Source organism: Pseudarthrobacter phenanthrenivorans Sphe3 (genome assembly GCF_000189535.1).
GTDB classification, from domain to species: domain Bacteria; phylum Actinomycetota; class Actinomycetes; order Actinomycetales; family Micrococcaceae; genus Arthrobacter; species Arthrobacter phenanthrenivorans.
Genome location: NC_015145.1, coordinates 1,761,644 through 1,781,925 on the forward strand (window position 1 = coordinate 1,761,644; position 20,282 = coordinate 1,781,925).

Below are 20,282 nucleotides of genomic sequence, written 5' to 3' on the forward strand. Positions count from 1 at the left end.
TGGCTGCGGTGTCAGCTGCCGGCTGCCGAGGCCGCCGCGACTTTGCGTTTGATCCGTCCCAGCATGGCGGTCATACCCCGCATGCGCAGGGGAGTGATGGCCCTGGTCAGGCCAAGCAGTTCCGGCATGTCATCCGGGACTGAAAGGATCTCTTCGGCAGTGAGGCCGTCCAGGCCCTCATGCAGCACCCCGGCGAAACCACGGGTGGTGGGGGCCTCGGCGGGGGCCTTGAAAAACAGCCGAACCTCGGTTGCGGGGCCGACCTCTTCCGTCTCGATGGTCAGGAACAGCGGGGACTGGCACTCCACCACCTGTTCCAGCAGTTCCGGGTGGTCCCGGAGCCGCTCGGGCAGTTCCGGCAGTCCCTGGGAGAACTCCAGCAGCAGCTGCAGCCGCTCGGGTTCGGACAGGGCCTGGAAGTCGTCCACGATCGCCGCCAGCGCGGTGGGCAAAGCTTGAGTAGTCATCGGTTCAAGTCTACGCAGGTACGGCGCGTCCCGCCCTGTCAGGCGCCCACTGTGACCGGAACAGAGCCGCGTTCGGCACCCTTGACGATCGGTACACGCACAGCATTGCCCCACTCGGTCCAGGAGCCGTCGTAGTTGCGGACGGACTCAAAGCCCAGGAGGTATTTCAGGGCGAACCAGGTGTGGCTGGAACGTTCGCCGATGCGGCAGTAGGCCACGACGTCGTCGCCTTCACCCAGGCCCGCCTCGCCAAGGTAGAGGGCCTCGAGCTCCTCACGGCTGCGGTAGGTGCCGTCGGCAGCTGCGGCACGGGCCCAGGGAATTGAAGCGGCGGTGGGGATGTGGCCGCCGCGAAGAGCGCCTTCTTCCGGGTAGGCCGGCATGTGGGTGCGCTGGCCGGTGTACTCCTCGGGGGAACGGACGTCGATCAGCGGACCCTTGCCCAGGTGGGCCAGGACGTCTTCCTTGAAGGCGCGGATGGGCGCATCATTGCGCTCGACAACCGGGTAGTCGCCCCGGGCCGGTGCGGGCTTCTCCGTGGTGAGTGCCCGTCCTTCGGCGATCCACTTGTCCCTGCCGCCGTCGAGGAGCCGCACGTCCTGGTGGCCGAAGAGGGTGAAGACCCACAATGCGTACGCTGCCCACCAGTTGGACTTGTCGCCGTAGATGACCACGGTGCTGTCGCGCGAAATGCCCTTCGACGCCGCCAGCTCCGCGAACGCAGCCCCGTCCACGTAGTCACGGGTGACTTCGTCATTCAGGTCCGTGTGCCAGTCGATCTTGACCGCGCCGGGGATGTGGCCGGTTTCGTACAGGAGGACGTCCTCGTCGGATTCCACCACCACCAGCTCACCGTTGGCTGTGGCGCCGCTCTCCAGCGCCGCGGCAAGCCACTCGGTGGAAACCAGCCGCTCGGGGTGGGCATAGGCTGCGAACTTCTCGTTTTGTTCTGCGGGGTAGGGCATGATGTTGGCCTTTCATTGAGAACACGGGTGACCGCGGGACCGGCATTGGGACCTGCTCCCACACTAGCCAGCACCCTCCGCCGTGTCCGTATTCCGTTAACAGGACGAAATGTTGCCTTCATCACGCTGTACCGGCGGCGACCCTGTGACAGTAAAGGCGGGCCGCATTGCCGGTATCCTTTCTGGGGACCAGACCACCAGCAGAACGGACCACCTTGGTACAGATCGAACAGCTTGCCGCCCGCACTCCGGCAGTCTCGGTGGATGAACTCCTCAAGGGTTTCTATCCCTCGTCGCGGTTCGGGCAGGTGTCCTTCGCGAGCTACCGCCCCGACCCCAAGCAGCCCAGCCAGTCAGCTGCCGTCCGGGCCCTGGAGGGATTTGCCGACGGCGTAGGGTCCGGAAACGGCGGCGGACTGTTCAGGAAACTGTTCGCCAAGAAGGACGATTCACGCGCCGGCATCTACCTCGACGGCGGGTTCGGGGTGGGTAAGACCCACCTGCTGGCCTCGCTGTGGCACGCGTCGCCCGGACCGAAGGCGTTCGGCACCTTCGTGGAGTACACCAACCTGGTAGGGGCACTGTCGTTCCGCAAGACCGTGGAGGCGCTGAGCAGCTACAAGCTGGTCTGCATCGACGAATTCGAACTCGACGATCCGGGCGACACTGTCCTGATGTCCCGGCTCATGCGCGAACTTGCCGACGCCGGAGTGAAGCTGGCCGCCACGTCCAACACACTGCCCGGTTCGCTGGGTGACGGCCGGTTTGCGGCGGTGGACTTCCAGCGGGAAATCCAGGTGCTCGCGGACCAGTTCGACGTCATCCGGATTGACGGCGAGGACTACCGCCACCGCGGTCTGCCCGCAGCCCCGGCGCCGCTGAAGAACAGCGAGCTCTCCTCCCATATGAAGGCCGAGTTCGACGGCAAGACTGTTGCCCAGGACGAATTCAGCACCTTGATCCACCACCTCGCCGGTGTGCACCCGAGCCGCTACCGCAAGCTGATTGACGGCATCGACGGCGTGGTGTGGCGCAACGTGGAAACCATCACCGAGCAGGCCGTTGCCTTGCGGTTCGTGGTGCTGGCTGACCGGCTTTACGACAAGGACGTCCCCATCCTCGCCAGCGGCGTGCCGTTCGACAAGCTGTTCACCGAGGAAATGATGACCGGGGGCTATATGAAGAAGTACTTCCGTGCAGTCTCGCGGCTCACCGCGCTGGCCCGCGAGGGCCAGAACCACGAACCCTCCTGACCTGCCTGCCTTGGCTGGCCACCGCCGTCGTCCTTAGACACCGTCCTTAAATGCCAAAGGTGCAGGTGCCGCCTCCCGGCGGGACCTGCACCCCCTTGACGTGCTAGGGCAAAGCCCTGGCCAAATCCTTGTTACGGTGTCCTGTCAGCCGGCGGAACCGGGTTGACGGGAGTGACCGGCGGAACCTGCCCGGCGGCAGGTGCCTGGCCGGGGGTACCGTTCTTGTCAATGAGCTTGGAAGCGCCATGCTGGATCTTGTCGACGTGGCCGGAGTACTTGCCTCCGGTCTTGGTATCGACGAAATCACCGGCCTTGTTGATGCCGTTCTTGATGGCCTGCTCGTTGCCGCGGATGAGACCCTGAGCCTTGCCCTTTAGATCGTCAATCAGTCCCACGAGCACCTCCCTTCAATCGCGGAGCCAGGTCGCTCCTCCGCATTCGATCCTAGCCCCGCGGGCAGGGCCTGCCAAGGAAATCGGGGGGTTTGGCCGTTCGCCAGCAGCGGATGCAGCCGGGCATGAAAAAAGCAGCTCCGGGGGAGCTGCTTGCTGTGGGCGATACTGGGATCGAACCAGTGACCTCTTCCGTGTCAGGGAAGCGCGCTACCGCTGCGCCAATCGCCCCGAACCGTAAGACCGGCTGTTGGGATTGTAAGAAGTAAGAGAGCGGACGACGAGATTCGAACTCGCGACATCCACCTTGGCAAGGTGGTGCTCTACCAGCTGAGCTACGTCCGCATATGAAGTGCGCCCCGGCAGATGCCGGCCGTACTGCATGAAGCAAGTTTCCTTGCTTGGTGGGCGATACTGGGATCGAACCAGTGACCTCTTCCGTGTCAGGGAAGCGCGCTACCGCTGCGCCAATCGCCCATGTCCATCCGGAGATCCGGAAACCATGGTTTTCACCGAGGTGGGTACGGGATTCGAACCCGTGTATACGGCTTTGCAGGCCGCTGCCTCGCCTCTCGGCCAACCCACCGTGTAGGCGCCGATTCCTGGGAACCTTTGCCGTGACAGTGTCCTGCGAGCGGACGACGAGATTCGAACTCGCGACATCCACCTTGGCAAGGTGGTGCTCTACCAGCTGAGCTACGTCCGCATTTTGGAGGGTTGATTCCTTGCCGTTCCCGGCATTTCCTCGCGTTCCAACGAGTAAAAACAATATAGGAGGTTGGGGGATTCTCCAAATCGCCCCCGCCTTATGAAGGGGCAAGGCCACTGCTTCCCAGCAGTGGCGCGGATTTCTCCAAGTTACAGGCATGTAATTCGCGACGCCGGGCGGGCGGCGCTGGTGCGGACGTCCGGGTTGCGGAGCGCGCAGGCGGAGTTCCTGGCAGGCTGCCGCGTTTCACAGGTGCCTTTCCGGTGCCGGGTTCCGGCCGATTTCCGAAATGGCCGCAAGGTCCGCTAACATTCAAATGCATCAGGGCGATTGGCGCAGTGGTAGCGCGCTTCGTTCACACCGAAGAGGTCACTGGTTCGAACCCAGTATCGCCCACAGCACACTGGTCCGTTTCCGCTCATCCGCAGCGGAAACGGACCTTTTTTGTGCCCGGCACCTGATCCTGGCCACACTGTCAGCCCCTTGTGAAAGAGTCTTTCCTATGACTGCTCCACTTCTTGCCCACGCTACGGAATACGGGCGGATGTACGCCCGGTCCACCACTGAACACTTCTCCGTACCGTCCATCACAACAGTGATAGGACAGCAGCCGCATGGGCTTGACGGCTGGTTCGGATACATGGGCGCCAACAGCCTCGCCAACGATCCCCTGCTTGCCGACTGCCTTGGCAGTCCGGCCAAAATCAAGCAGGCCGTCAACCGGGCGGCAAAAGCCGCCGAGGCGTACCGGGATGACGCCGCAAAGCGCGGGGACCGCGTGCACTACTACTGCGAACAGGTGGCGCTGCGCGCCCTTGGCCGTCCCCATGCAATGAAGGAGGCACGTGAGGCGCTGGCCGCCAACGGGGAGGAAGCCTTCGCTGTCCGGTTCGACGAATGGTGGGAGCTCTTCCGGGTGGAACCTATTGCTCCGGAAATCACAGTCTGGAACAACGCCGTAGGGTACGCCGGGACGCTGGACCTGGTGGCCCGGATCAACGGCCGGATCTGCCTCATTGACTACAAGACCAAGGGCACCACTCGAGACGGCCTCGTCAAACCGCTCGACGACAAAGTAGTGATGCAGCTGGTGGCAGGCATGAAGGCCGAGGAGAGCCTGGTGGATCCGGAAGCAGGAACCTGGGAGCCTTGGAAATACGGGGAAAATCCGGTACTGCTCGCGGTGGCCATCGGCGAAACCGAAGTCCGGCCCGTGCGCGCCAACCCCGAAGTCCTAAAGCACCACTGGTGGAAGTTCTGTGCGCTGCGCCGGGTGTGGGAGCTCTCCGCAGACACCATCTCCGCAGGCACCGCGCTGCTGCCCATTGCTCCGCCTCCGCTGGCGCAGGCGCAGCCCGCCTGAGTGCCGGGCTGCGCCTAAACTGGATTGGTCCCCTTCGCCGCCTACCGTAAGGAAAAACCGCCCATGGCAATTCTGAATATCCGCATCATCGGTGATCCTGTGCTCCGCACAGTCGCTGAACCTGTGACGGAATTCGGGCCTGAACTGGCAAAGCTGGTGGCGGACATGACCGAAACCATGGAGGACGTGGACGGCGCCGGGCTCGCCGCGCCCCAGGTCGGCGTCAGCAAACGGGTCTTCACCTACCGCATCGACGGGGTCGAGGGGCACATCATCAACCCGGTGCTGGAAAACAGCGACGACTTCCAGCAGGACCAGGTAGAGGGCTGCCTGTCCATCCCCGGCCTCGGGTTCCCCGTCCGCCGTTACCGCTCCACCCGCGTCACCGGCGTGGACATGAACGGCAACCCGGTCACCGTTGAGGGCGAAGGGCTGCTGGCACGCTGCTTCCAGCACGAGAACGACCACCTGGACGGCATCCTCTACACGGACCGGCTGGAGGGTGAAGACCGCAAGTCCGCCCTGCGCTCCATCCGCAACGCGAACTATGACGCCGTCACGAAACGGACCACAGCGAAGCGCGCCAAAACAGTCGGCTCAAGCTTCGGGGGCGCGAGTTTCGGCGGCGCGGCCGGTGCCAAGGGGTGAGGGTCCTCTTCGCGGGTACCCCCGCAGTCGCCGTCCCGTCCCTCAACGCACTGGTGGAGGCAGGTTTCCAGGTCGTGGCCGTCCTGACCCGGCCGGACGCGCCCATCGGCCGGAAGCGGATATTGACCCCCTCGCCGGTTGCCGCCCGGGCAGCGGAACTCGGCATTGAGGTCATCCATGCCGCCCGGATCGGTGCCGACACCATTGCCAGGATTTCCGCACTCAGCCCCGATGTAGCCGCAATCGTTGCCTACGGCGGGCTGGTTCCCCCTGCCGCGCTCGGTGTTCCCCGGCACGGCTGGATCAACCTGCACTTTTCGCTGCTGCCTGCCTGGCGCGGCGCTGCCCCGGTACAGCGGGCCGTCATGGCAGGTGACGACGTCACGGGCGCCGTAACCTTCCAGCTGGAGGAAGGGCTGGACACAGGCCCCGTCTTCGGAACCCTGACGGAAACCGTGGGGCCGGAAGATACCGCGGGGGAGCTGCTGGAACGGCTGTCGCACAGCGGTGCCGTGCTCCTCACCCAAACCCTCGCGGCGGTCGCGGCCGGCAAGGCCGTGGCACGTCCGCAGCAGGGTGACGTGTCCCTCGCCCCAAAGCTGACCCTCGACGACGGCCGGCTGGACTGGAAGAAACCTGCACTGGCCCTTGGCCGCCAGGCGCGCGGCGTCACGCCTGAGCCCGGTGCCTGGACTGTACTGGACGGGCAGCGCGTGAAGCTGGAGCCGGTGCGGCTGCGGCCGGACGTGGCCGGCCTGGCCCCGGGATCCCTTTCCGTCCAGGGCAGGAGCGTGCTCGTGGGCACGGGCTCGCATGCCGTGGAACTCACCAGAATCCAGCCTGCGGGCAAGAAAATGATGGCCGCTGCCGACTGGGCACGCGGTATGGCTTCCCTTGAAAGCGTGGTGTTCGAATGAGCGGGTCCGGCGGCAATCCAGGCGGGCGCGGAAACGCGGGGCGCGGCGGGCAGGGCAATGCCGGCGGCAACACCGGGCAGGGAGGCGGACGCGGCAAGGGGGGTCCGCGGGACAACAGCCGGCGGAACGCCCAGGGCCGCGAACGCAACCGCGGGCCGCAGCGGAGCTTCACGGAGAATGCTCCCTCCCAGCGGACGCGCCGTGCAGATCCCGCCCGGCTGGTGGCCTTTGAAGTCCTGCGCGCCGTGGCGGCAGAGGACGCCTACGCCAACCTGGTGCTGCCGGCCAGGATCCGCCACCACGGGCTGGACAAGCGTGATGCCGGCTTCGCCACCGAACTGACCTACGGCGCCCTTCGTGGCCAGGGAACCTACGACGCCATCCTGGCCCGCTGCGTGGACCGGCCGCTGGACCAGCTCGATCCCGCCGTCCTGGACGCCCTGCGCATCGGGGTGCACCAGCTGCTGGCCATGCGCGTGCCGGCACACGCCGCCCTGGACCAGACTGTGGGACTGGCCAGGGCGGTCATCGGTGCCGGCCCATCAGCGCTGATCAACGCCGTGCTCCGCAAAGTCGCCGCCCACACCCTGGAAGAGTGGCTGGACCTGCTGGTGGCCGGTGAAACCGACGAGACGAAAATTGCGGCACTGCGGTTTGCCCACCCGGAATGGATCGTCCGCGCCATGCGCCAGTCCCTGGTGGCGCACGGCCGCTCCGCCACAGAAATAAGCGACCTCCTGGAGGCGGACAACGCAGCCCCGGTGGTCAACCTGGTGGCACTGCCTGGCCTGGGGAACCTTGACGAGGCCCTGGAAAACGGCGCCATTCCGGGCGAACTGGTCGAAGGCTCAGCCCTGTCCAGCGGCGGGGACCTGGGACGCTTTTCCTCAGTCCGGCAAGGAACCATGCGCGTCCAGGACGTGGGCTCCCAGCTGGTGGCGCGCGCCATGGCAGCCGCCGAGCTCAGCCAGTCCACCGGCGGCCAGGACAGCGGAACGCCCGAGGCCTGGCTGGACCTGTGCGCCGGGCCCGGCGGCAAGGCCGCCCTGCTCGGCGCCCTGGCACAACAGCAGGGCGCAACGCTGCTGGCCAATGAAACGGCGCCGCACCGTGCCAGGCTCGTCAGCCAGGCCCTCTCTGCCGTCCCCCATGAGACCTGGGAAGTCCGGACGGGCGACGGCCGCGATCTGGGACTGGAGAGGCCGGAATCCTTCGACCGGGTCCTCGTTGACGTGCCCTGCAGCGGGCTGGGTGCCTTGCGCCGCCGGCCCGAGTCGCGCTGGCGCCGTTCACCGAAGGACCTTGCCGACCTCGGACCGCTGCAGCGGGAGCTTCTCGCCTCGGCCCTGGCCGCCGTGCGTCCCGGCGGAGTGGTGGCTTACGTGACGTGTTCCCCGCATCCGGCGGAGACCACGGCCGTGGTGGCCGATGCCCTGCGCAAGCGTGACGACCTGGAACTCCTGGACGCCGGCGCGGCGTTGGACCGGGTCAGCCTTCCCGGCGCGCTGGGGGCCGGACATGAGTCCACCGCGCAGCTCTGGCCGCATGTCCACGGCACGGACGCCATGTTCCTTGCCCTCATCCGCAAGAAGCCCTGATTCCCAAAGGGCCTGATTCCCAATGCCCCTCCGGAACCGGCCCTGATTATCAGTCCGTCCGACCGGACCAGCTCCGGCCGGACCAGTTCCGACCCCGCCAGCCCTGACCGTGAAAGGTTCCACCGTGACGCAATGCTGCATTAACCCGAGCATCCTCTCCGCCGACTTCGTCAACCTTGAGGCGGAGCTGCAGCGCATCAGCAGCGCGGATGCCGTGCACGTTGACGTCATGGACAACCATTTCGTGCCAAACCTGACACTGGGCCTGCCCGTGGTGCAGCGGATCCAGGCCGTCAGCCCGGTGCCGCTGGACGCGCACCTCATGATCGCCGATGCCGACCGGTGGGCCCCCGGCTTCGCTGACGCTGGCCTCGCCTCGGTAACGTTCCATGCGGAGGCGTCCATCGCCCCCGTGAAGCTGGCGCGCGAACTGCGTTCCCGCGGAGCCAAAGCCGGAATGGCGCTGCGCCCGGCAACCCCCGTGGAGCCGTACGTGGACATGCTGTCCGAGCTGGACATGCTGCTCATCATGACAGTCGAGCCCGGCTTCGGTGGACAGGCGTTCCTGGACATCACGCTGCCCAAGATTCGCCGGGCCAGGGCCGCCATTGACGGCTCAGGAATGGACGTGGCGCTGCAGGTGGACGGCGGCATCACCGAAGAAACCATCGTCCGGGCCGCCGAAGCGGGTGCCAACGTCTTTGTTGCCGGCTCGGCCGTGTACGGCGCCGATGACCCCGCTGCCGCCATCGGGCGGTTGCGCGAGCAGGGGTCCCGGACGTTACGTGCGGCGACCACGGAATAGACAGGAGCCCGTGCCGGTTATGGCACAATAGCAACACACATACGTGCTCCGGGGTCGGTGTAAGTCCGAACCGGCGGTGACAGTCCGCGACCCGCGAGCCGGTGGTTTCCGCAAGGAAATCCCGGCGGATGGTTGAACCGGTGAAATTCCGGTACCGACAGTTAAAGTCTGGATGAGAGAAGCACGTACAGCTGTATCTGCGGGCCCGTGCGGTCCCGCAGTCTCCTGCTGTCGTTAACCCCCGGAGCCATCGCGGTTCGAGAGGGAAGGAACGACACGGGAATGAACCCCAAGCGATGGCTCTTTGATGCCGAACGTCCTGCCGCTTCAATGGAGGGCGCTTTCGCCGCACTGGTTGCGGCATGACGGCGGGCAATACATTGTCTGCCCGTCCGGCCGGCACCGGCCTCCACCACCCGCTGCAGCCGGCCGCCGGCGTCGTCAGCGCCTTCAGCCACGCCGAAACCGAGGCCATGGAGGCTGCCCTGGAAGCAGCCCTGCGCGGGCCGCGGGGTGCGAATCCGCTGGTGGGCGCCGTCGTCGTCGATCCTGGCGGCCGGCCCCTGGTCACCGGCTTCCACCGCGGTGCCGGAACCGCCCATGCGGAGGCGGACGCCATTGCCCAGGCCGCTGCTGCCGGGCTGGACCTCACCGGATGCACCATGGTGGTGACGCTCGAGCCTTGCAACCATGTGGGTCGGACCGGCCCCTGCGCCGCGGCGATCATTGCCGCCGGAATTACCGACGTGGTGTATGCGGTGGATGATCCGCACGATCCTGCCGCCGGCGGGGCAACTACCCTCCGGGAAGCCGGTGTCCGTGTACGCAGCGGACTGGGGGCCACCGAGTCGCTCGACCTGAACCGCCAGTGGTTCGAGGCCGTGGCGGCTAAAAGACCCTTCGTCACGCTCCACATTGCGCAGACCCTCGACAGCCGCATAGCCGCGGAGGACGGCACCAGCCAGTGGATCTCCAGCCCCGAATCGCTGGCGGATAACCACGCCATCCGCGGCCGGATCGATGCCATCCTGGTGGGGACGCAGACCGTGCTGGTGGACAACCCACGCCTCACCGCACGGGAACCCTCAGGAGAACTCGCATCGAAACAGCCGGTGCGCGCTGTAATGGGAATGCGTGATATCCCGGCCGACGCAGCGGTCCACGGACGCGATGGACGGGTGGTCCACCTTCCCACGCGGGATCCGCGCGAAGCCCTCTCCATCCTGTACGCGCACGGGATCCGCCACCTGATGGTGGAGGGAGGATCACGCATCCTCAGTGCCTTCCTCGCCGCTGAACTGGTTGACGAACTCATCGTCTACCTGGCGCCCACCCTGCTGGGTTCCGGAACTCCTGCCCTCACGGGGCTCGGAATCACCACCCTCGCCGATGCCCAGCACTGGGATTGGGACCCGTCCGACGGCGGGTCCGTCCGAACGCTGGGCCAGGACCTGAGGCTCCACCTTCGACCGCAACGAACCGTTGCCCTAGACCCACAACCGTCCCGCACCATTGCGGAGCCAGCCCAGGGAGGCTACTGATGTTTACCGGAATTATCGCCGAACAGGGACACGTACTGTCCGTCGAAAGGGACGGCGACAGTGCCAGGGTCCGGCTGCACGCGCCGGGCACCACGGAGGGACTGGCCCTGGGCGGTTCGATCGCCGTCAACGGTGTATGCCTCACTGCCACGGAAATAGCAGGCAAGGAATTCAGCGTGGACGTGATGGGGGAGACCCTGGTCCGCAGCACCATCGGCGAACTTGCTCCGGGCGATTCCGTGAACCTTGAGCGCTGCGTCCAGGCGGGCGGCCGGCTTGACGGGCACGTGGTGCAAGGTCACGTGGACGGCGTGGGGGAACTGCTTGAACGCGAGCCGCTCGGGAACTGGGAGCGGCTCCGCTTCGGTGTTCCCGCCAACCTGGCCCGCTACATCGCCGAAAAGGGCTCCATCGCCATTGACGGTGTCTCGCTCACCGTCACCGCCGTCAGCGACGCCGCGGAGGTAAACCCCTGGTTCGAGGTGGGACTCATTCCCACAACCCTGGCCGAAACGGGCCTCGGCACCAAGACCACCGGCAGCAGGGTCAACCTGGAAGTGGACGTCCTGGCCAAGTACACCGAACGACTGCTTGCGTTCAACACGCCGGCAACCGCCGCTGTTGAGGGAGGGGCCCGATGAACGCGGCAGTAGAGCTGGAACAGGCAGGGGTGCCCGGATCCGCCGTCGTCCCTCCTGCCACCACCGGCCGGCCGGCTGCTGCCACTGGACTCGACACCATCGAGGAAGCCGTACGCGCCATGGCCGCCGGCCGGCCTGTCCTGGTGGTGGACAACGAGGACCGGGAGAATGAGGGCGACATAATCTTCGCCGCGCAGCACGCCACCCCGGCCCTGATGGGCTGGACCATCCGCTACAGCTCGGGTGTCATCTGCGTTCCGCTGTCCGGGGAGCGGGCGGACGCCCTGGCACTGCCTCCCATGGTGGCGGTCAACGAGGACGCCAAGGGCACTGCGTACACGGTGTCCTGTGATGCCGCGGTAGGCGTGAGCACCGGGATTTCCGCGACCGACCGGGCCCTGACGGCCCGTGTGCTCGCGGATCCGCAGGCCGGACCTGAGGCTGTCACCCGCCCGGGGCATATTTTCCCGCTGCGGGCAGTTAACGGGGGAGTGCGCGAGCGCCCCGGCCATACCGAAGCGGCCGTGGACCTGTGCCGGCTCGCCGGACTGGAAGCTGTGGGCGTAATTGCCGAAGTTGTTTACGACGACGGTGAGATGATGCGGCTGGACGGGCTTCGCGCCTTCGCTGCTGAACATGGGTGCCCACTGATCTCGATTGAGGACCTCGTGGCCTACCTCGAAGCAGCGGGCACACCGGCCGACGGCAATACCCGGGCAGGACGCGCGGGCGGAGAAGAGGAGATACGATGACGGCTTCGGGAGCTTCGGGACACGGGCACCTGCGTGACGCGGGAGACGGCCACCACCAGGCAGGATCGCCGAACGGCCACCATCAGGCGGAACCAGGGAACGGTGCCGTACCCCATCCTGTGAGCGGCGGTCCGGTGGTGCAGCTGCCCACCGCGTTCGGGGACTTCATCGCCCAGGCCTGGACCGATCTTGTCACGGGGGCAGAACACCTTGCCGTCAGCTCCCCAAACCCGCCCAAGGACGGGAAGGCACCCCTGGTCCGGCTGCATTCCGAGTGCCTCACCGGCGATGTCTTCGGTTCCTACCGCTGCGACTGCGGCGAACAGTTGGCCTATGCGCTGGAAATGATCCGGGAGCACGGCGGAACGCTGCTGTACCTGCGCGGGCAGGAGGGCAGGGGCATCGGCCTCGCCAACAAGATCAAGGCCTACGCGCTGCAGGAAGCCGGCTTCGACACAGTAGAGGCCAATGAGCAGCTGGGCCTCCCCGTGGATGCCCGGTGCTACAAAGCCGCCGCCCAGGTGCTGGCCGAAATGGGCCTGCATGAGGTCAGGCTCCTGAGTAACAACCCGGACAAGCAGAACCGCCTGGCCAAAGCCGGGGTCAAGGTGGTGGAAATGGTTCCCACCGAAGTTCCCTCGCGCGACCAGAACATCCGGTACCTGCAGACCAAAAAGGACCGTATGGAGCACCGGCTGCTGCTGGACAACCATGTGGCCGTGGTTCCAGTGACCGGGCCCGGTACCTTCGACCACGAGCAGGACTGACCCAGCCCGCGGCTGGCACTACCACTGACTGAACAAAAGACTGAACGGAAAGAACTGAATCATGAGCGGACACGGCGCCCCCGATATCGACCTGACCACCCTCAACCCGGCCGAAACGTCCCAGCTGAAGCTGGCGATTGTGGCGTCGAGCTGGCATACCCAGATCATGGACGGACTCCTGGACGGTGCGCTGCGCGCCGCCAAGGACGCCGGCATCGCCGAGCCCACCGTCCTGCGGGTGCCCGGCAGCTTTGAGCTTCCGGTCGCTGCCGCCCGGCTGGCGCCGCACTTCGACGCCGTGGTGGCTCTCGGCGTCGTGATCCGCGGCGGGACCCCGCACTTCGACTACGTCTGCCAGGCAGCGACGTCGGGCCTCACCGACGTCAGCGTGCGCACCGGCGTCCCGGTGGGCTTCGGCGTGCTCACCTGCGACACCGAGCAGCAGGGCCTCGACCGGGCAGGGCTGCCCGGCTCCAAGGAAGACAAGGGCCATGAGGCCGTCACCGCGGCCCTGGCCACCGCCGTCGTGCTGAAGCAATACGGCAACTAGCAGCGGGCAGGTGGCGGGCGCGGTGTGTGTTCACTCACATCGCGCCCGTCATCCAACGGCCGGACAGGCGCCCTTCGGGCTGCAGCAAGTAGGCTGGAGGGCGTGAAGAATTTCGAGACGCTGTTCGCTGAGCTTAGCGAGAAGGCAGCCACCCGCCCGGAAGGCTCCCGCACCGTCGCTGAATTGGAGTCCGGTGTCCACGGCATCGGCAAGAAAGTCGTTGAAGAAGCAGCCGAGGTATGGATGGCTGCCGAATATGAATCCGATGAAGCCGCGGCCGAGGAAATCTCCCAGCTGCTGTACCACCTGCAGGTCCTGATGCTCGCCAAAGGCCTGACCCTGGAAGACGTCTACAAGCATCTGTAGCCACTGGCCCGGCGCGCCCCAGCCGCCGGTGCCCGCCGTGGCCCGCACTGCCTGAACCCCTAGACTCCCCACACCAGAAAGACCTTCCATGCTGCGCGTAGCCGTCCCCAACAAGGGCTCACTGTCAGAAGCCGCCTCCGCCATGCTGTCCGAGGCGGGCTACCGCCAGCGCCGCGACAGCCGCGAGCTGGTCATGGTGGACCCGGACAACGAGATTGAATTCTTCTTCCTCCGCCCCCGCGACATCGCCGTGTACGTGGGCCAGGGCACGCTCGACGTCGGCATCACCGGCCGCGACCTGCTCCTGGACGCCGAGGTGGAAGCCGAAGAACTGCTGCCGCTGGGCTTCGCGGCCTCCACGTTCCGTTTCGCGGGGCCGGTGGGGGACTTCGCCAAGGTTGAGGAACTGGAGGGCAAGCGGCTCGCCACCAGCTACGACGGCCTGCTCCGCGGATACCTTGCCGAGCGCGGCATCAACGCCAAGGTGGTCCGCCTGGACGGTGCCGTGGAATCCTCCGTCCGGCTCGGCGTTGCCGACGCCATCGCCGACGTGGTGGAAACCGGCAACACCCTCAAGGCCGCCGGGATGGAGATCTTCGGCGATCCGATCCTCAAGTCCGAGGCCGTCCTGATCCGGCGGACGGGCCAGGGCGGCGCTGCCAATGGCACGGCCAAGGAGATCGAAGTCCTGATCCGCCGCCTCCAGGGTGTCCTCGTGGCCCGCCAGTACGTCCTGATGGACTACGACATCCGCAAGGAACTCGTGGAGCAGGCGGCTGCGCTGACGCCAGGCCTCGAATCACCCACGGTCTCCCCGCTGCGCGACTCCGACTGGGTGGCCGTCCGTTCCATGGTGCCCAAGAAGGAAACCAACCGGATCATGGACGAGCTCTACGACCTGGGCGCCCGCGCCATCCTGGTCAGCAGCATCCACGCCTGCCGCATCTGACCCGGCCCGCGCAGTAAAGAACCAGAAACTTCCAGGAGCTCCCATGGCAGTAGCAGTACGCGTCATTCCCTGCCTCGACGTGGACGCCGGGCGCGTCGTCAAAGGCGTTAACTTCGAGGGCCTCCGCGACGCCGGCGACCCCGTTGAGCTGGCCCACCGCTACGACAACGCCGGTGCTGACGAACTGACCTTCCTCGACGTCACTGCCTCGTCCGGAAACCGCGAAACCACCTTCGACGTCGTCCGCCGCACCGCAGAGGAAGTCTTCATTCCGCTGACGGTCGGCGGCGGTGTCCGGGGCGTCGCAGAGGTGGACAAGCTGCTGCGCTACGGCGCCGACAAAGCCTCGATCAACACCGCAGCGGTTGCCCGGCCTGACGTGATCGACGAAATCACCCGGCACTTCGGTTCCCAGGTCCTGGTCCTGTCCGTGGACGCCCGGCGCACCCGCCCCGGCTCCCAGCCCACGCCGTCGGGATTTGAAGTGACTACCCACGGCGGACGCACCGGCACCGGTATCGACGCCATTGAATGGGCCCAGGAAGCCGCGGACCGCGGCGTCGGTGAGATCCTGCTGAACTCCATCGACGCCGACGGCACCAAGGACGGGTTCGACCTCGAGCTCATCAAGCTGGTCCGGGCCGCCGTCAAGGTTCCCATCATCGCTTCCGGCGGTGCGGGCGAGCCAGCCCACTTCCCGCCGGCTGTCGCGGCCGGCGCCGACGCGGTCCTGGCCGCATCGATCTTCCACTGGGGACCGGACAACATGATGGCGCAGGTCAAGGACGCCATCAGGGAAGCCGGGTTCGAAGTCCGCTGAGGGGTTAGAGGCCTACTTCGGCGGACTGGAGGAGGGCGACGGCGTCCGGCTGGCCTTCGAAGGTCACCAGGGCGTGGCGGGTCCTCCCGTGGGCATGCATCAGCAGTTCGCCCGGCTCGCCCACGATGGCCACCGAAACGGGAGCACGCTTAGCCACATGCCGCGGTCCGGACGGCCGAACCAGCACGATGCCCAGGTCAACGCCGCGGTACAGGATGGCGGCGCGCTTGACCAGTTCGTCCCACAGTGCTTCGGAGTAAGCCTCGTCCAACGCCCTGGGCGCCCAGCGGTCCACCGCACGCCGGACGTCCTCGGTGTGGACGAAGGTATTCGATCAGGTTGGCACTCTCATCCAGCGCTTTGATCTTCATCGGCGAGAGGGCAGGCGGTCCGGCGCGGAACGTGTTGACGAGCTTCGCGTACTCCTCGGCCGTGGTCAGTTTGGCTGCCAGCCCGGCAGTGGCCTGGTCCGAGGCCTTGGCCAGGCGCTTGATGATCAGGCCGAGCCCCACGGCCGCCTTGCGTTCCCGCAGGTACAGGTGCGCGGCGAGGTCCCTGGTGCGCCAGCCTTTGCACAGCGTGGGCGCATCAGGACCGGCCGCAAGCAGGGTTTCGGCCAGGACTTCTCGGGACGGTTCGACGAAATGCATCACCTGTGAAACTAGCACGACACGCACGGAGTTGGGCAGCGCGGCTGCCGCCGCTGGCGTGCCGTTGTTCACACAGGATCCGGGCTGTGGCGAAGGCACTAGACTTGACCTGATGTCTGAGCAGCCCGCCCCCGATTCCACCTCCGGCCCCGCGCCCGCGGCCCCCGTGCCCGGCCCGGCCGCCGCCCCGTTCCCGAGCCCGCTTCCCGCGGACCTTGCCGCAGCCCTCAAGCGCGACAGCGCGGGCCTGGTCGCGGCCGTGGTGCAGCAGTATGACACCAACGAGGTCCTGATGCTCGGCTGGATGGACGACGAAGCGCTGCACCGCACCATGACCACCGGCCGGGTCACCTTCTACTCCCGCTCCCGGCAGGAGTACTGGCGCAAGGGGGACACCTCGGGACACGTGCAATGGGTGAAGTCGCTGGCAATGGACTGCGACGGCGACGCGTTGCTGGTGCGCGTGGACCAGGTGGGCGCGGCCTGCCACACAGGCACCCGCACCTGCTTCGACGGCCGGGAACTGGCTGTCACCACGGGCCAGGCAAGCTGAATCATTTGACCGCAGGCAACTGCGGAGCGCGGGGGAGGACCGGCCACCCCGCGGGCACACCAACAGGCGCCGAAGCAGACGGCCCTACGAGAACAGGCGGAACACCATAGCCATGCAGGACCTTGGAACCATCAGCCCGGGCCTCGAGGAATTCCGGGAGCTGGCCGGGCACAGCCGCGTCATTCCCGTCCGGCTCAAGGTACTCGCGGATGCCGAGACACCCATCGGCCTCTACCGGAAGCTTGCCCAGGGGCAGCCCGGCACCTTCCTGATGGAATCCGCAGCCGTGGGCGGCGCATGGTCACGCTATTCCTTCATCGGCGCCAGGTCCCGGGCCACGCTGACCACCAAGGACGGCCACGCACACTGGCTGGGTGAACCGCCGGTGGGCGTTCCCGTGGGCGGCAGCCCGGTGGACGCGGTCCGCGACACCATCGAAGCACTGCGCACCGACAGGTTTGAGGGCCTGCCCCCGTTCACGTCCGGCCTGGTGGGCTTCCTGGGCTGGGAAACCGTCCGGCACTGGGAACGCCTGGTCAGCCCGCCCGAGGATGACCTGCAGCTGCCGGAAATGGCGCTGAACCTGGTCACGGACATGGCCGTGCATGACAACGTGGACGGCACCGTCCTGCTGATCGCCAACGCCATCAACTTTGACGACAGCTCCGAGCGCGTGGATGAGGCCTGGCACGATGCGGTGGCCCGGGTCAAGGCCCTCCTCGCCAAAGTCAGCACCCCCGTGGCGCAGCCCGTCTCAGTCCTGGCCCCCGCCGCGCTGGACTTCGCCTCCAGCGTGCAGGAGCGCTGGGATGAAGCCGAATACCTGGCTGCCCTGGACCGCGGCAAGGAAGCGATCGTCGACGGCGAAGTGTTCCAGGTGGTCATTTCCCGGCGCTTCGAGATGGAGTGCAAGGCCTCAGCCCTGGATGTGTACCGGGTCCTGCGCAACACCAACCCCAGCCCCTACATGTACATCTTCAGCCTTGAGGATGCCGAAGGCCGGGAGTATTCCATCGTGGGATCCTCGCCCGAAGCCCTGGTGACAGTAACGGGTGGGGAAGTCATCACCCACCCCATCGCGGGATCCCGTCCCCGGGGCAAAACGGTGGAAGCTGACAAGGCCCTCGCCGAGGAGTTGCTGGCGGACCAGAAGGAACGCGCCGAACACCTGATGCTCGTGGACCTTTCCCGCAACGACCTCTCCAAGGTCTGCGTCGCGGGGACCGTGGATGTCACTCAGTTCATGGAGGTGGAACGCTTCAGCCACATCATGCACCTGGTCTCCACCGTGGTGGGGCAGCTCGCACCGCATGCCAAAGCCTACGATGTGCTCAAGGCAACGTTCCCGGCCGGAACCCTCTCCGGAGCACCGAAGCCCCGTGCGCTGCGCCTCCTGGATGAACTGGAACCGCACCGCCGCGGCATCTACGGCGGAGTGGTGGGATACCTCGACTTCGCCGGTGACATGGACATGGCAATTGCCATCCGCTCGGCCCTCATCCGCGAAGGGCGTGCCTATGTGCAGGCCGGCGGCGGCATTGTGGCTGATTCGGTCAATCCGACGGAAGCCCTGGAAACCGTGAACAAGGCTGCCGCGCCGCTGCGGGCCGTCCACACGGCGGGCTCGCTGGAGAATATTTCGGCCGACTCCCTGCCTGGCGGATCGGAGTCCTGATGACCGGTCCGGGTGCCGCGGCCGGGCAGGCGCGCGTGACGGGGAAGCCCGCTGCGCCCGCATGGGCGCGCAAGTCCACGCTGGTGCTGCTCATTGCCGTCCTGGCGCTTGCTGTCTTCGGCACCACCACCCAGACCTGGATGACGGTCACCCTTGATCCGGACCAGGTAGGCCAGGCGGGCGCCGCGCAGACGTCACTGGAGGTCCAGGGAAGCAAGGCGGCCACCACGGTCACGGCCCTCGCGCTGGTGGCACTGGCGGGCGGCCTGGCAGCCGCCATTGCCGGCAGGGTTGCGCGCTGGGTGATTACCGGCATCATCGTCCTTGCCTCGGTGGGCATTGTGGCCGCCGCCGCCACTGTCCTCGCCAACCCACTGGCCGCGGCCCAGGGCTCCATTGCGGAAGCCACAGGGATCACCGGCAGCCAGGCAGAGGTGGGCGTCACCGCCTTCCCCGTCCTCGCCGTCGTGATTGGCTGCCTGCTGGCTCTCGCCGCACTGCTGATTCCCTTGGCCGGGCGCCACTGGAAGGCCCGGACGAAATATGACGCGCCCGGTGCCGGCAGTGCCGCAGCCGCCGGTCCAGTGGACGAGATCGACAGCTGGGACCGGCTCTCCCGCGGGGACGATCCCACCTAAGCGGGTGCGCGGACAACCGGGGCCGGCAGGGACGCCGTCCGATAACAGGTCCGCGGGCAAAAAATGGCAGAATGTAAGCAGTATTCACCCTGAGGAGATTTCCATGAGCAAAGCACCTGCGTCCGTTTCCAAGTCCGGCACCCGCCAGGTAGCCCCCGGCGCCATCGACCACAGCCAGGAACTTGGCCACGGCAACAGCCCGGCGGCCTGGACCTGCGTCATCGTCATGCTGGTGGGCGCGCTCATCATGTCAATCGCATTCGTGATCGCCAACACCCCCATCTTCATCGCCGGCGGCGGCGTGATGGTCCTCGGCCTCATCCTCGGCTTCGTCATGCGCAAGGCCGGCTACGGTGTGGACGGCAGCAAGCTGAAGAACTCCGGCCACTGATGCCGACTGTTCTCGATGACATCAACGCCGGTGTCAGGGAGGATATGGAGGCCAGGAAGCGGCTCGTTTCGCTGGCAGAACTGAAGGACCGGGCCCAGGCCGCGCCACCTGCCCATGACGCCTGGGCAGTTCTGGGAGGTCCCTCGGCATCACGCGATGAGCTCAAAGTCATCGCGGAGATCAAGCGCCGCAGCCCCTCCAAGGGGGACCTTGCCGCCATTGGTGATCCCGCATCCCTTGCCAGGCAGTATGCCGACGGCGGTGCCTCCGTCATCAGCGTCCTCACCGAACAGCGCCGCTTCAACGGGTCCCTCGCCGACCTCGATGCCGTGCGTGCCGCCGTCGACACCCCGCTCCTGCGCAAGGACTTCACGCTGGACGAGTACCAGATCTGGGAGGCCCGTGCCCACGGCGCCGACCTGATCCTGCTGATCGTCGCCGCGCTCTCCGACGCCCAGCTCGCCGAATTCAGCGCCCTCAGCCACGAACTCGGCATGAACGTCCTCGTGGAGACGCACACGGAAGAGGAAATCGAACGGGCCATCGCGGCTGAGGCGCGCATCATCGGCGTCAACGTGCGCAACCTGAAGACGCTCGACGTCGACCGTTCAGTTTTCGCCTCCCTGGCAGGGAAGATCCCGGCCGGGGCACTTGTGGTAGCCGAATCGGGCGTGCGGGACGTTGACGACGTCAGGCACTACGCCGCCAGCGGCGCAAACGCCGTGCTGGTAGGCGAAGCGCTGGTCAGCCATTCGACGCCCCGCGACCGGATCGCCGAATTCAAAGCCGCCGGCGCTGCCGCCATCGCGGCACGGGCCTGACCGCCACACCGCATACGGAACGGCAGGCCACCCGGCACGCCGCCGTGTTGC

Annotated in this window: 22 protein-coding genes, 6 tRNA genes, 1 pseudogene and 1 riboswitch; of the genes and pseudogenes, 20 read left to right on the forward strand and 9 right to left on the reverse strand. The window is 66.6% G+C overall.

Features of this window, described 5'->3' with window-relative positions; translation table 11 throughout:
* Nucleotides 1-11: 11 nt before the first annotated feature.
* Both ASPHE3_RS08085 and ASPHE3_RS08090 read right to left on the reverse strand, forming a co-directional pair.
* Nucleotides 12-467, reverse strand: a complete 456-nt coding sequence (locus tag ASPHE3_RS08085) for a SufE family protein (protein ID WP_174266591.1) — start codon at nucleotides 465-467, stop codon at nucleotides 12-14.
* 38 nt (nucleotides 468-505) lie between these two features.
* Nucleotides 506-1,432: a sulfurtransferase gene (locus ASPHE3_RS08090; RefSeq protein WP_013600741.1), complete on the reverse strand. Its 927-nt coding sequence runs from the start codon at nucleotides 1,430-1,432 to the stop codon at nucleotides 506-508.
* Between the two features lie 215 nt (nucleotides 1,433-1,647).
* Between ASPHE3_RS08090 and zapE the strand changes: the two genes are divergently transcribed.
* Nucleotides 1,648-2,685: a cell division protein ZapE gene (gene zapE, locus ASPHE3_RS08095; RefSeq protein ID WP_013600742.1), complete on the forward strand. Its 1,038-nt coding sequence runs from the start codon at nucleotides 1,648-1,650 to the stop codon at nucleotides 2,683-2,685.
* A 131-nt stretch (nucleotides 2,686-2,816) separates the two neighbouring features.
* On the opposite strand, the gene ASPHE3_RS08100 is transcribed toward zapE, so the two are convergent.
* The 6 genes from ASPHE3_RS08100 to ASPHE3_RS08125 form a co-directional block, all read right to left on the reverse strand.
* Entirely contained in the window at nucleotides 2,817-3,080 is a 264-nt protein-coding gene (locus ASPHE3_RS08100) for an antitoxin (RefSeq protein WP_013600743.1), read from the reverse strand.
* Between the two features lie 156 nt (nucleotides 3,081-3,236).
* Nucleotides 3,237-3,308, reverse strand: a tRNA-Val gene (locus tag ASPHE3_RS08105).
* 41 nt (nucleotides 3,309-3,349) lie between these two features.
* Nucleotides 3,350-3,422: transfer RNA gene (locus ASPHE3_RS08110), tRNA-Gly, on the reverse strand.
* A gap of 57 nt (nucleotides 3,423-3,479) precedes the next feature.
* A tRNA-Val gene (locus ASPHE3_RS08115) sits at nucleotides 3,480-3,554 on the reverse strand.
* 38 nt (nucleotides 3,555-3,592) lie between these two features.
* Nucleotides 3,593-3,663: transfer RNA gene (locus ASPHE3_RS08120), tRNA-Cys, on the reverse strand.
* 47 nt (nucleotides 3,664-3,710) lie between these two features.
* A tRNA-Gly gene (locus tag ASPHE3_RS08125) sits at nucleotides 3,711-3,783 on the reverse strand.
* A gap of 327 nt (nucleotides 3,784-4,110) precedes the next feature.
* Between ASPHE3_RS08125 and ASPHE3_RS08130 the strand changes: the two genes are divergently transcribed.
* The 14 genes from ASPHE3_RS08130 to hisF all read left to right on the forward strand — a co-directional run bounded on the left by ASPHE3_RS08130 (nucleotide 4,111) and on the right by hisF (nucleotide 15,503).
* Nucleotides 4,111-4,182, forward strand: a tRNA-Val gene (locus ASPHE3_RS08130).
* 106 nt (nucleotides 4,183-4,288) lie between these two features.
* Nucleotides 4,289-5,149 carry a hypothetical protein gene (locus ASPHE3_RS08135; RefSeq protein ID WP_013600744.1) on the forward strand — a complete coding sequence of 287 codons (861 nt, stop codon included), beginning with the start codon at nucleotides 4,289-4,291 and terminating at the stop codon, nucleotides 5,147-5,149.
* A gap of 63 nt (nucleotides 5,150-5,212) precedes the next feature.
* Entirely contained in the window at nucleotides 5,213-5,797 is a 585-nt protein-coding gene (def, locus tag ASPHE3_RS08140; RefSeq protein WP_013600745.1) for a peptide deformylase, read from the forward strand.
* Nucleotides 5,794-6,714, forward strand: coding sequence for a methionyl-tRNA formyltransferase (fmt, locus tag ASPHE3_RS08145; RefSeq protein ID WP_013600746.1), 921 nt, complete (start codon nucleotides 5,794-5,796; stop codon nucleotides 6,712-6,714). The genes def and fmt overlap by 4 nt, the downstream gene beginning before the upstream one ends.
* Complete coding sequence (locus ASPHE3_RS08150; protein ID WP_013600747.1) at nucleotides 6,711-8,312, forward strand: RsmB/NOP family class I SAM-dependent RNA methyltransferase; 1,602 nt, start codon at nucleotides 6,711-6,713, stop codon at nucleotides 8,310-8,312. The genes fmt and ASPHE3_RS08150 overlap by 4 nt, the downstream gene beginning before the upstream one ends.
* A 124-nt stretch (nucleotides 8,313-8,436) precedes the next feature.
* Complete coding sequence (gene rpe / locus ASPHE3_RS08155) at nucleotides 8,437-9,117, forward strand: ribulose-phosphate 3-epimerase (RefSeq protein WP_013600748.1); 681 nt, start codon at nucleotides 8,437-8,439, stop codon at nucleotides 9,115-9,117.
* A gap of 39 nt (nucleotides 9,118-9,156) precedes the next feature.
* A riboswitch (FMN riboswitch) is annotated at nucleotides 9,157-9,306 on the forward strand.
* A gap of 173 nt (nucleotides 9,307-9,479) precedes the next feature.
* Nucleotides 9,480-10,658: a bifunctional diaminohydroxyphosphoribosylaminopyrimidine deaminase/5-amino-6-(5-phosphoribosylamino)uracil reductase RibD gene (gene ribD, locus ASPHE3_RS08160; RefSeq protein ID WP_081459830.1), complete on the forward strand. Its 1,179-nt coding sequence runs from the start codon at nucleotides 9,480-9,482 to the stop codon at nucleotides 10,656-10,658.
* Nucleotides 10,658-11,299 carry a riboflavin synthase gene (locus tag ASPHE3_RS08165; protein WP_013600750.1) on the forward strand — a complete coding sequence of 214 codons (642 nt, stop codon included), beginning with the start codon at nucleotides 10,658-10,660 and terminating at the stop codon, nucleotides 11,297-11,299. Before ribD ends, ASPHE3_RS08165 begins: the two co-directional genes overlap by 1 nt.
* On the forward strand, nucleotides 11,296-12,051 hold the full coding sequence (gene ribB, locus ASPHE3_RS08170) for a 3,4-dihydroxy-2-butanone-4-phosphate synthase (RefSeq protein WP_013600751.1): 756 nt from the start codon (nucleotides 11,296-11,298) through the stop codon (nucleotides 12,049-12,051). Before ASPHE3_RS08165 ends, ribB begins: the two co-directional genes overlap by 4 nt.
* Nucleotides 12,048-12,818: a GTP cyclohydrolase II gene (gene ribA / locus ASPHE3_RS08175; protein ID WP_013600752.1), complete on the forward strand. Its 771-nt coding sequence runs from the start codon at nucleotides 12,048-12,050 to the stop codon at nucleotides 12,816-12,818. The genes ribB and ribA overlap by 4 nt, the downstream gene beginning before the upstream one ends.
* Before the next feature lie 61 nt (nucleotides 12,819-12,879).
* Complete coding sequence (gene ribH, locus ASPHE3_RS08180; protein ID WP_013600753.1) at nucleotides 12,880-13,368, forward strand: 6,7-dimethyl-8-ribityllumazine synthase; 489 nt, start codon at nucleotides 12,880-12,882, stop codon at nucleotides 13,366-13,368.
* Between the two features lie 102 nt (nucleotides 13,369-13,470).
* Nucleotides 13,471-13,734: a phosphoribosyl-ATP diphosphatase gene (locus ASPHE3_RS08185; protein WP_009358176.1), complete on the forward strand. Its 264-nt coding sequence runs from the start codon at nucleotides 13,471-13,473 to the stop codon at nucleotides 13,732-13,734.
* A gap of 88 nt (nucleotides 13,735-13,822) precedes the next feature.
* Nucleotides 13,823-14,683: an ATP phosphoribosyltransferase gene (gene hisG / locus ASPHE3_RS08190; RefSeq protein ID WP_013600754.1), complete on the forward strand. Its 861-nt coding sequence runs from the start codon at nucleotides 13,823-13,825 to the stop codon at nucleotides 14,681-14,683.
* Nucleotides 14,684-14,726: 43 nt separating this feature from the next.
* Nucleotides 14,727-15,503, forward strand: a complete 777-nt coding sequence (gene hisF, locus ASPHE3_RS08195; protein ID WP_013600755.1) for an imidazole glycerol phosphate synthase subunit HisF — start codon at nucleotides 14,727-14,729, stop codon at nucleotides 15,501-15,503.
* Nucleotides 15,504-15,507: 4 nt separating this feature from the next.
* Here the strand turns inward: hisF and ASPHE3_RS08200 are convergent.
* Nucleotides 15,508-16,153: pseudogene (locus tag ASPHE3_RS08200) on the reverse strand (TIGR03085 family metal-binding protein).
* A 112-nt stretch (nucleotides 16,154-16,265) separates the two neighbouring features.
* Between ASPHE3_RS08200 and hisI the strand changes: the two are divergent.
* The 5 genes from hisI to trpC all read left to right on the forward strand — a co-directional run bounded on the left by hisI (nucleotide 16,266) and on the right by trpC (nucleotide 20,231).
* The gene (gene hisI / locus ASPHE3_RS08205; protein ID WP_013600756.1) at nucleotides 16,266-16,706 is read left to right on the forward strand and encodes a phosphoribosyl-AMP cyclohydrolase; all 441 of its coding nucleotides are present in this window, start codon (nucleotides 16,266-16,268) and stop codon (nucleotides 16,704-16,706) included.
* A 112-nt stretch (nucleotides 16,707-16,818) separates the two neighbouring features.
* Nucleotides 16,819-18,381, forward strand: a complete 1,563-nt coding sequence (locus tag ASPHE3_RS08210; RefSeq protein WP_013600757.1) for an anthranilate synthase component I — start codon at nucleotides 16,819-16,821, stop codon at nucleotides 18,379-18,381.
* The gene (locus ASPHE3_RS08215) at nucleotides 18,381-19,019 is read left to right on the forward strand and encodes a Trp biosynthesis-associated membrane protein (RefSeq protein ID WP_013600758.1); all 639 of its coding nucleotides are present in this window, start codon (nucleotides 18,381-18,383) and stop codon (nucleotides 19,017-19,019) included. Before ASPHE3_RS08210 ends, ASPHE3_RS08215 begins: the two co-directional genes overlap by 1 nt.
* Nucleotides 19,020-19,122: 103 nt before the next feature.
* Nucleotides 19,123-19,410, forward strand: a complete 288-nt coding sequence (locus tag ASPHE3_RS08220; RefSeq protein WP_013600759.1) for an HGxxPAAW family protein — start codon at nucleotides 19,123-19,125, stop codon at nucleotides 19,408-19,410.
* The gene (gene trpC / locus ASPHE3_RS08225; RefSeq protein ID WP_013600760.1) at nucleotides 19,410-20,231 is read left to right on the forward strand and encodes an indole-3-glycerol phosphate synthase TrpC; all 822 of its coding nucleotides are present in this window, start codon (nucleotides 19,410-19,412) and stop codon (nucleotides 20,229-20,231) included. The genes ASPHE3_RS08220 and trpC overlap by 1 nt, the downstream gene beginning before the upstream one ends.
* Nucleotides 20,232-20,282: the final 51 nt, after the last annotated feature.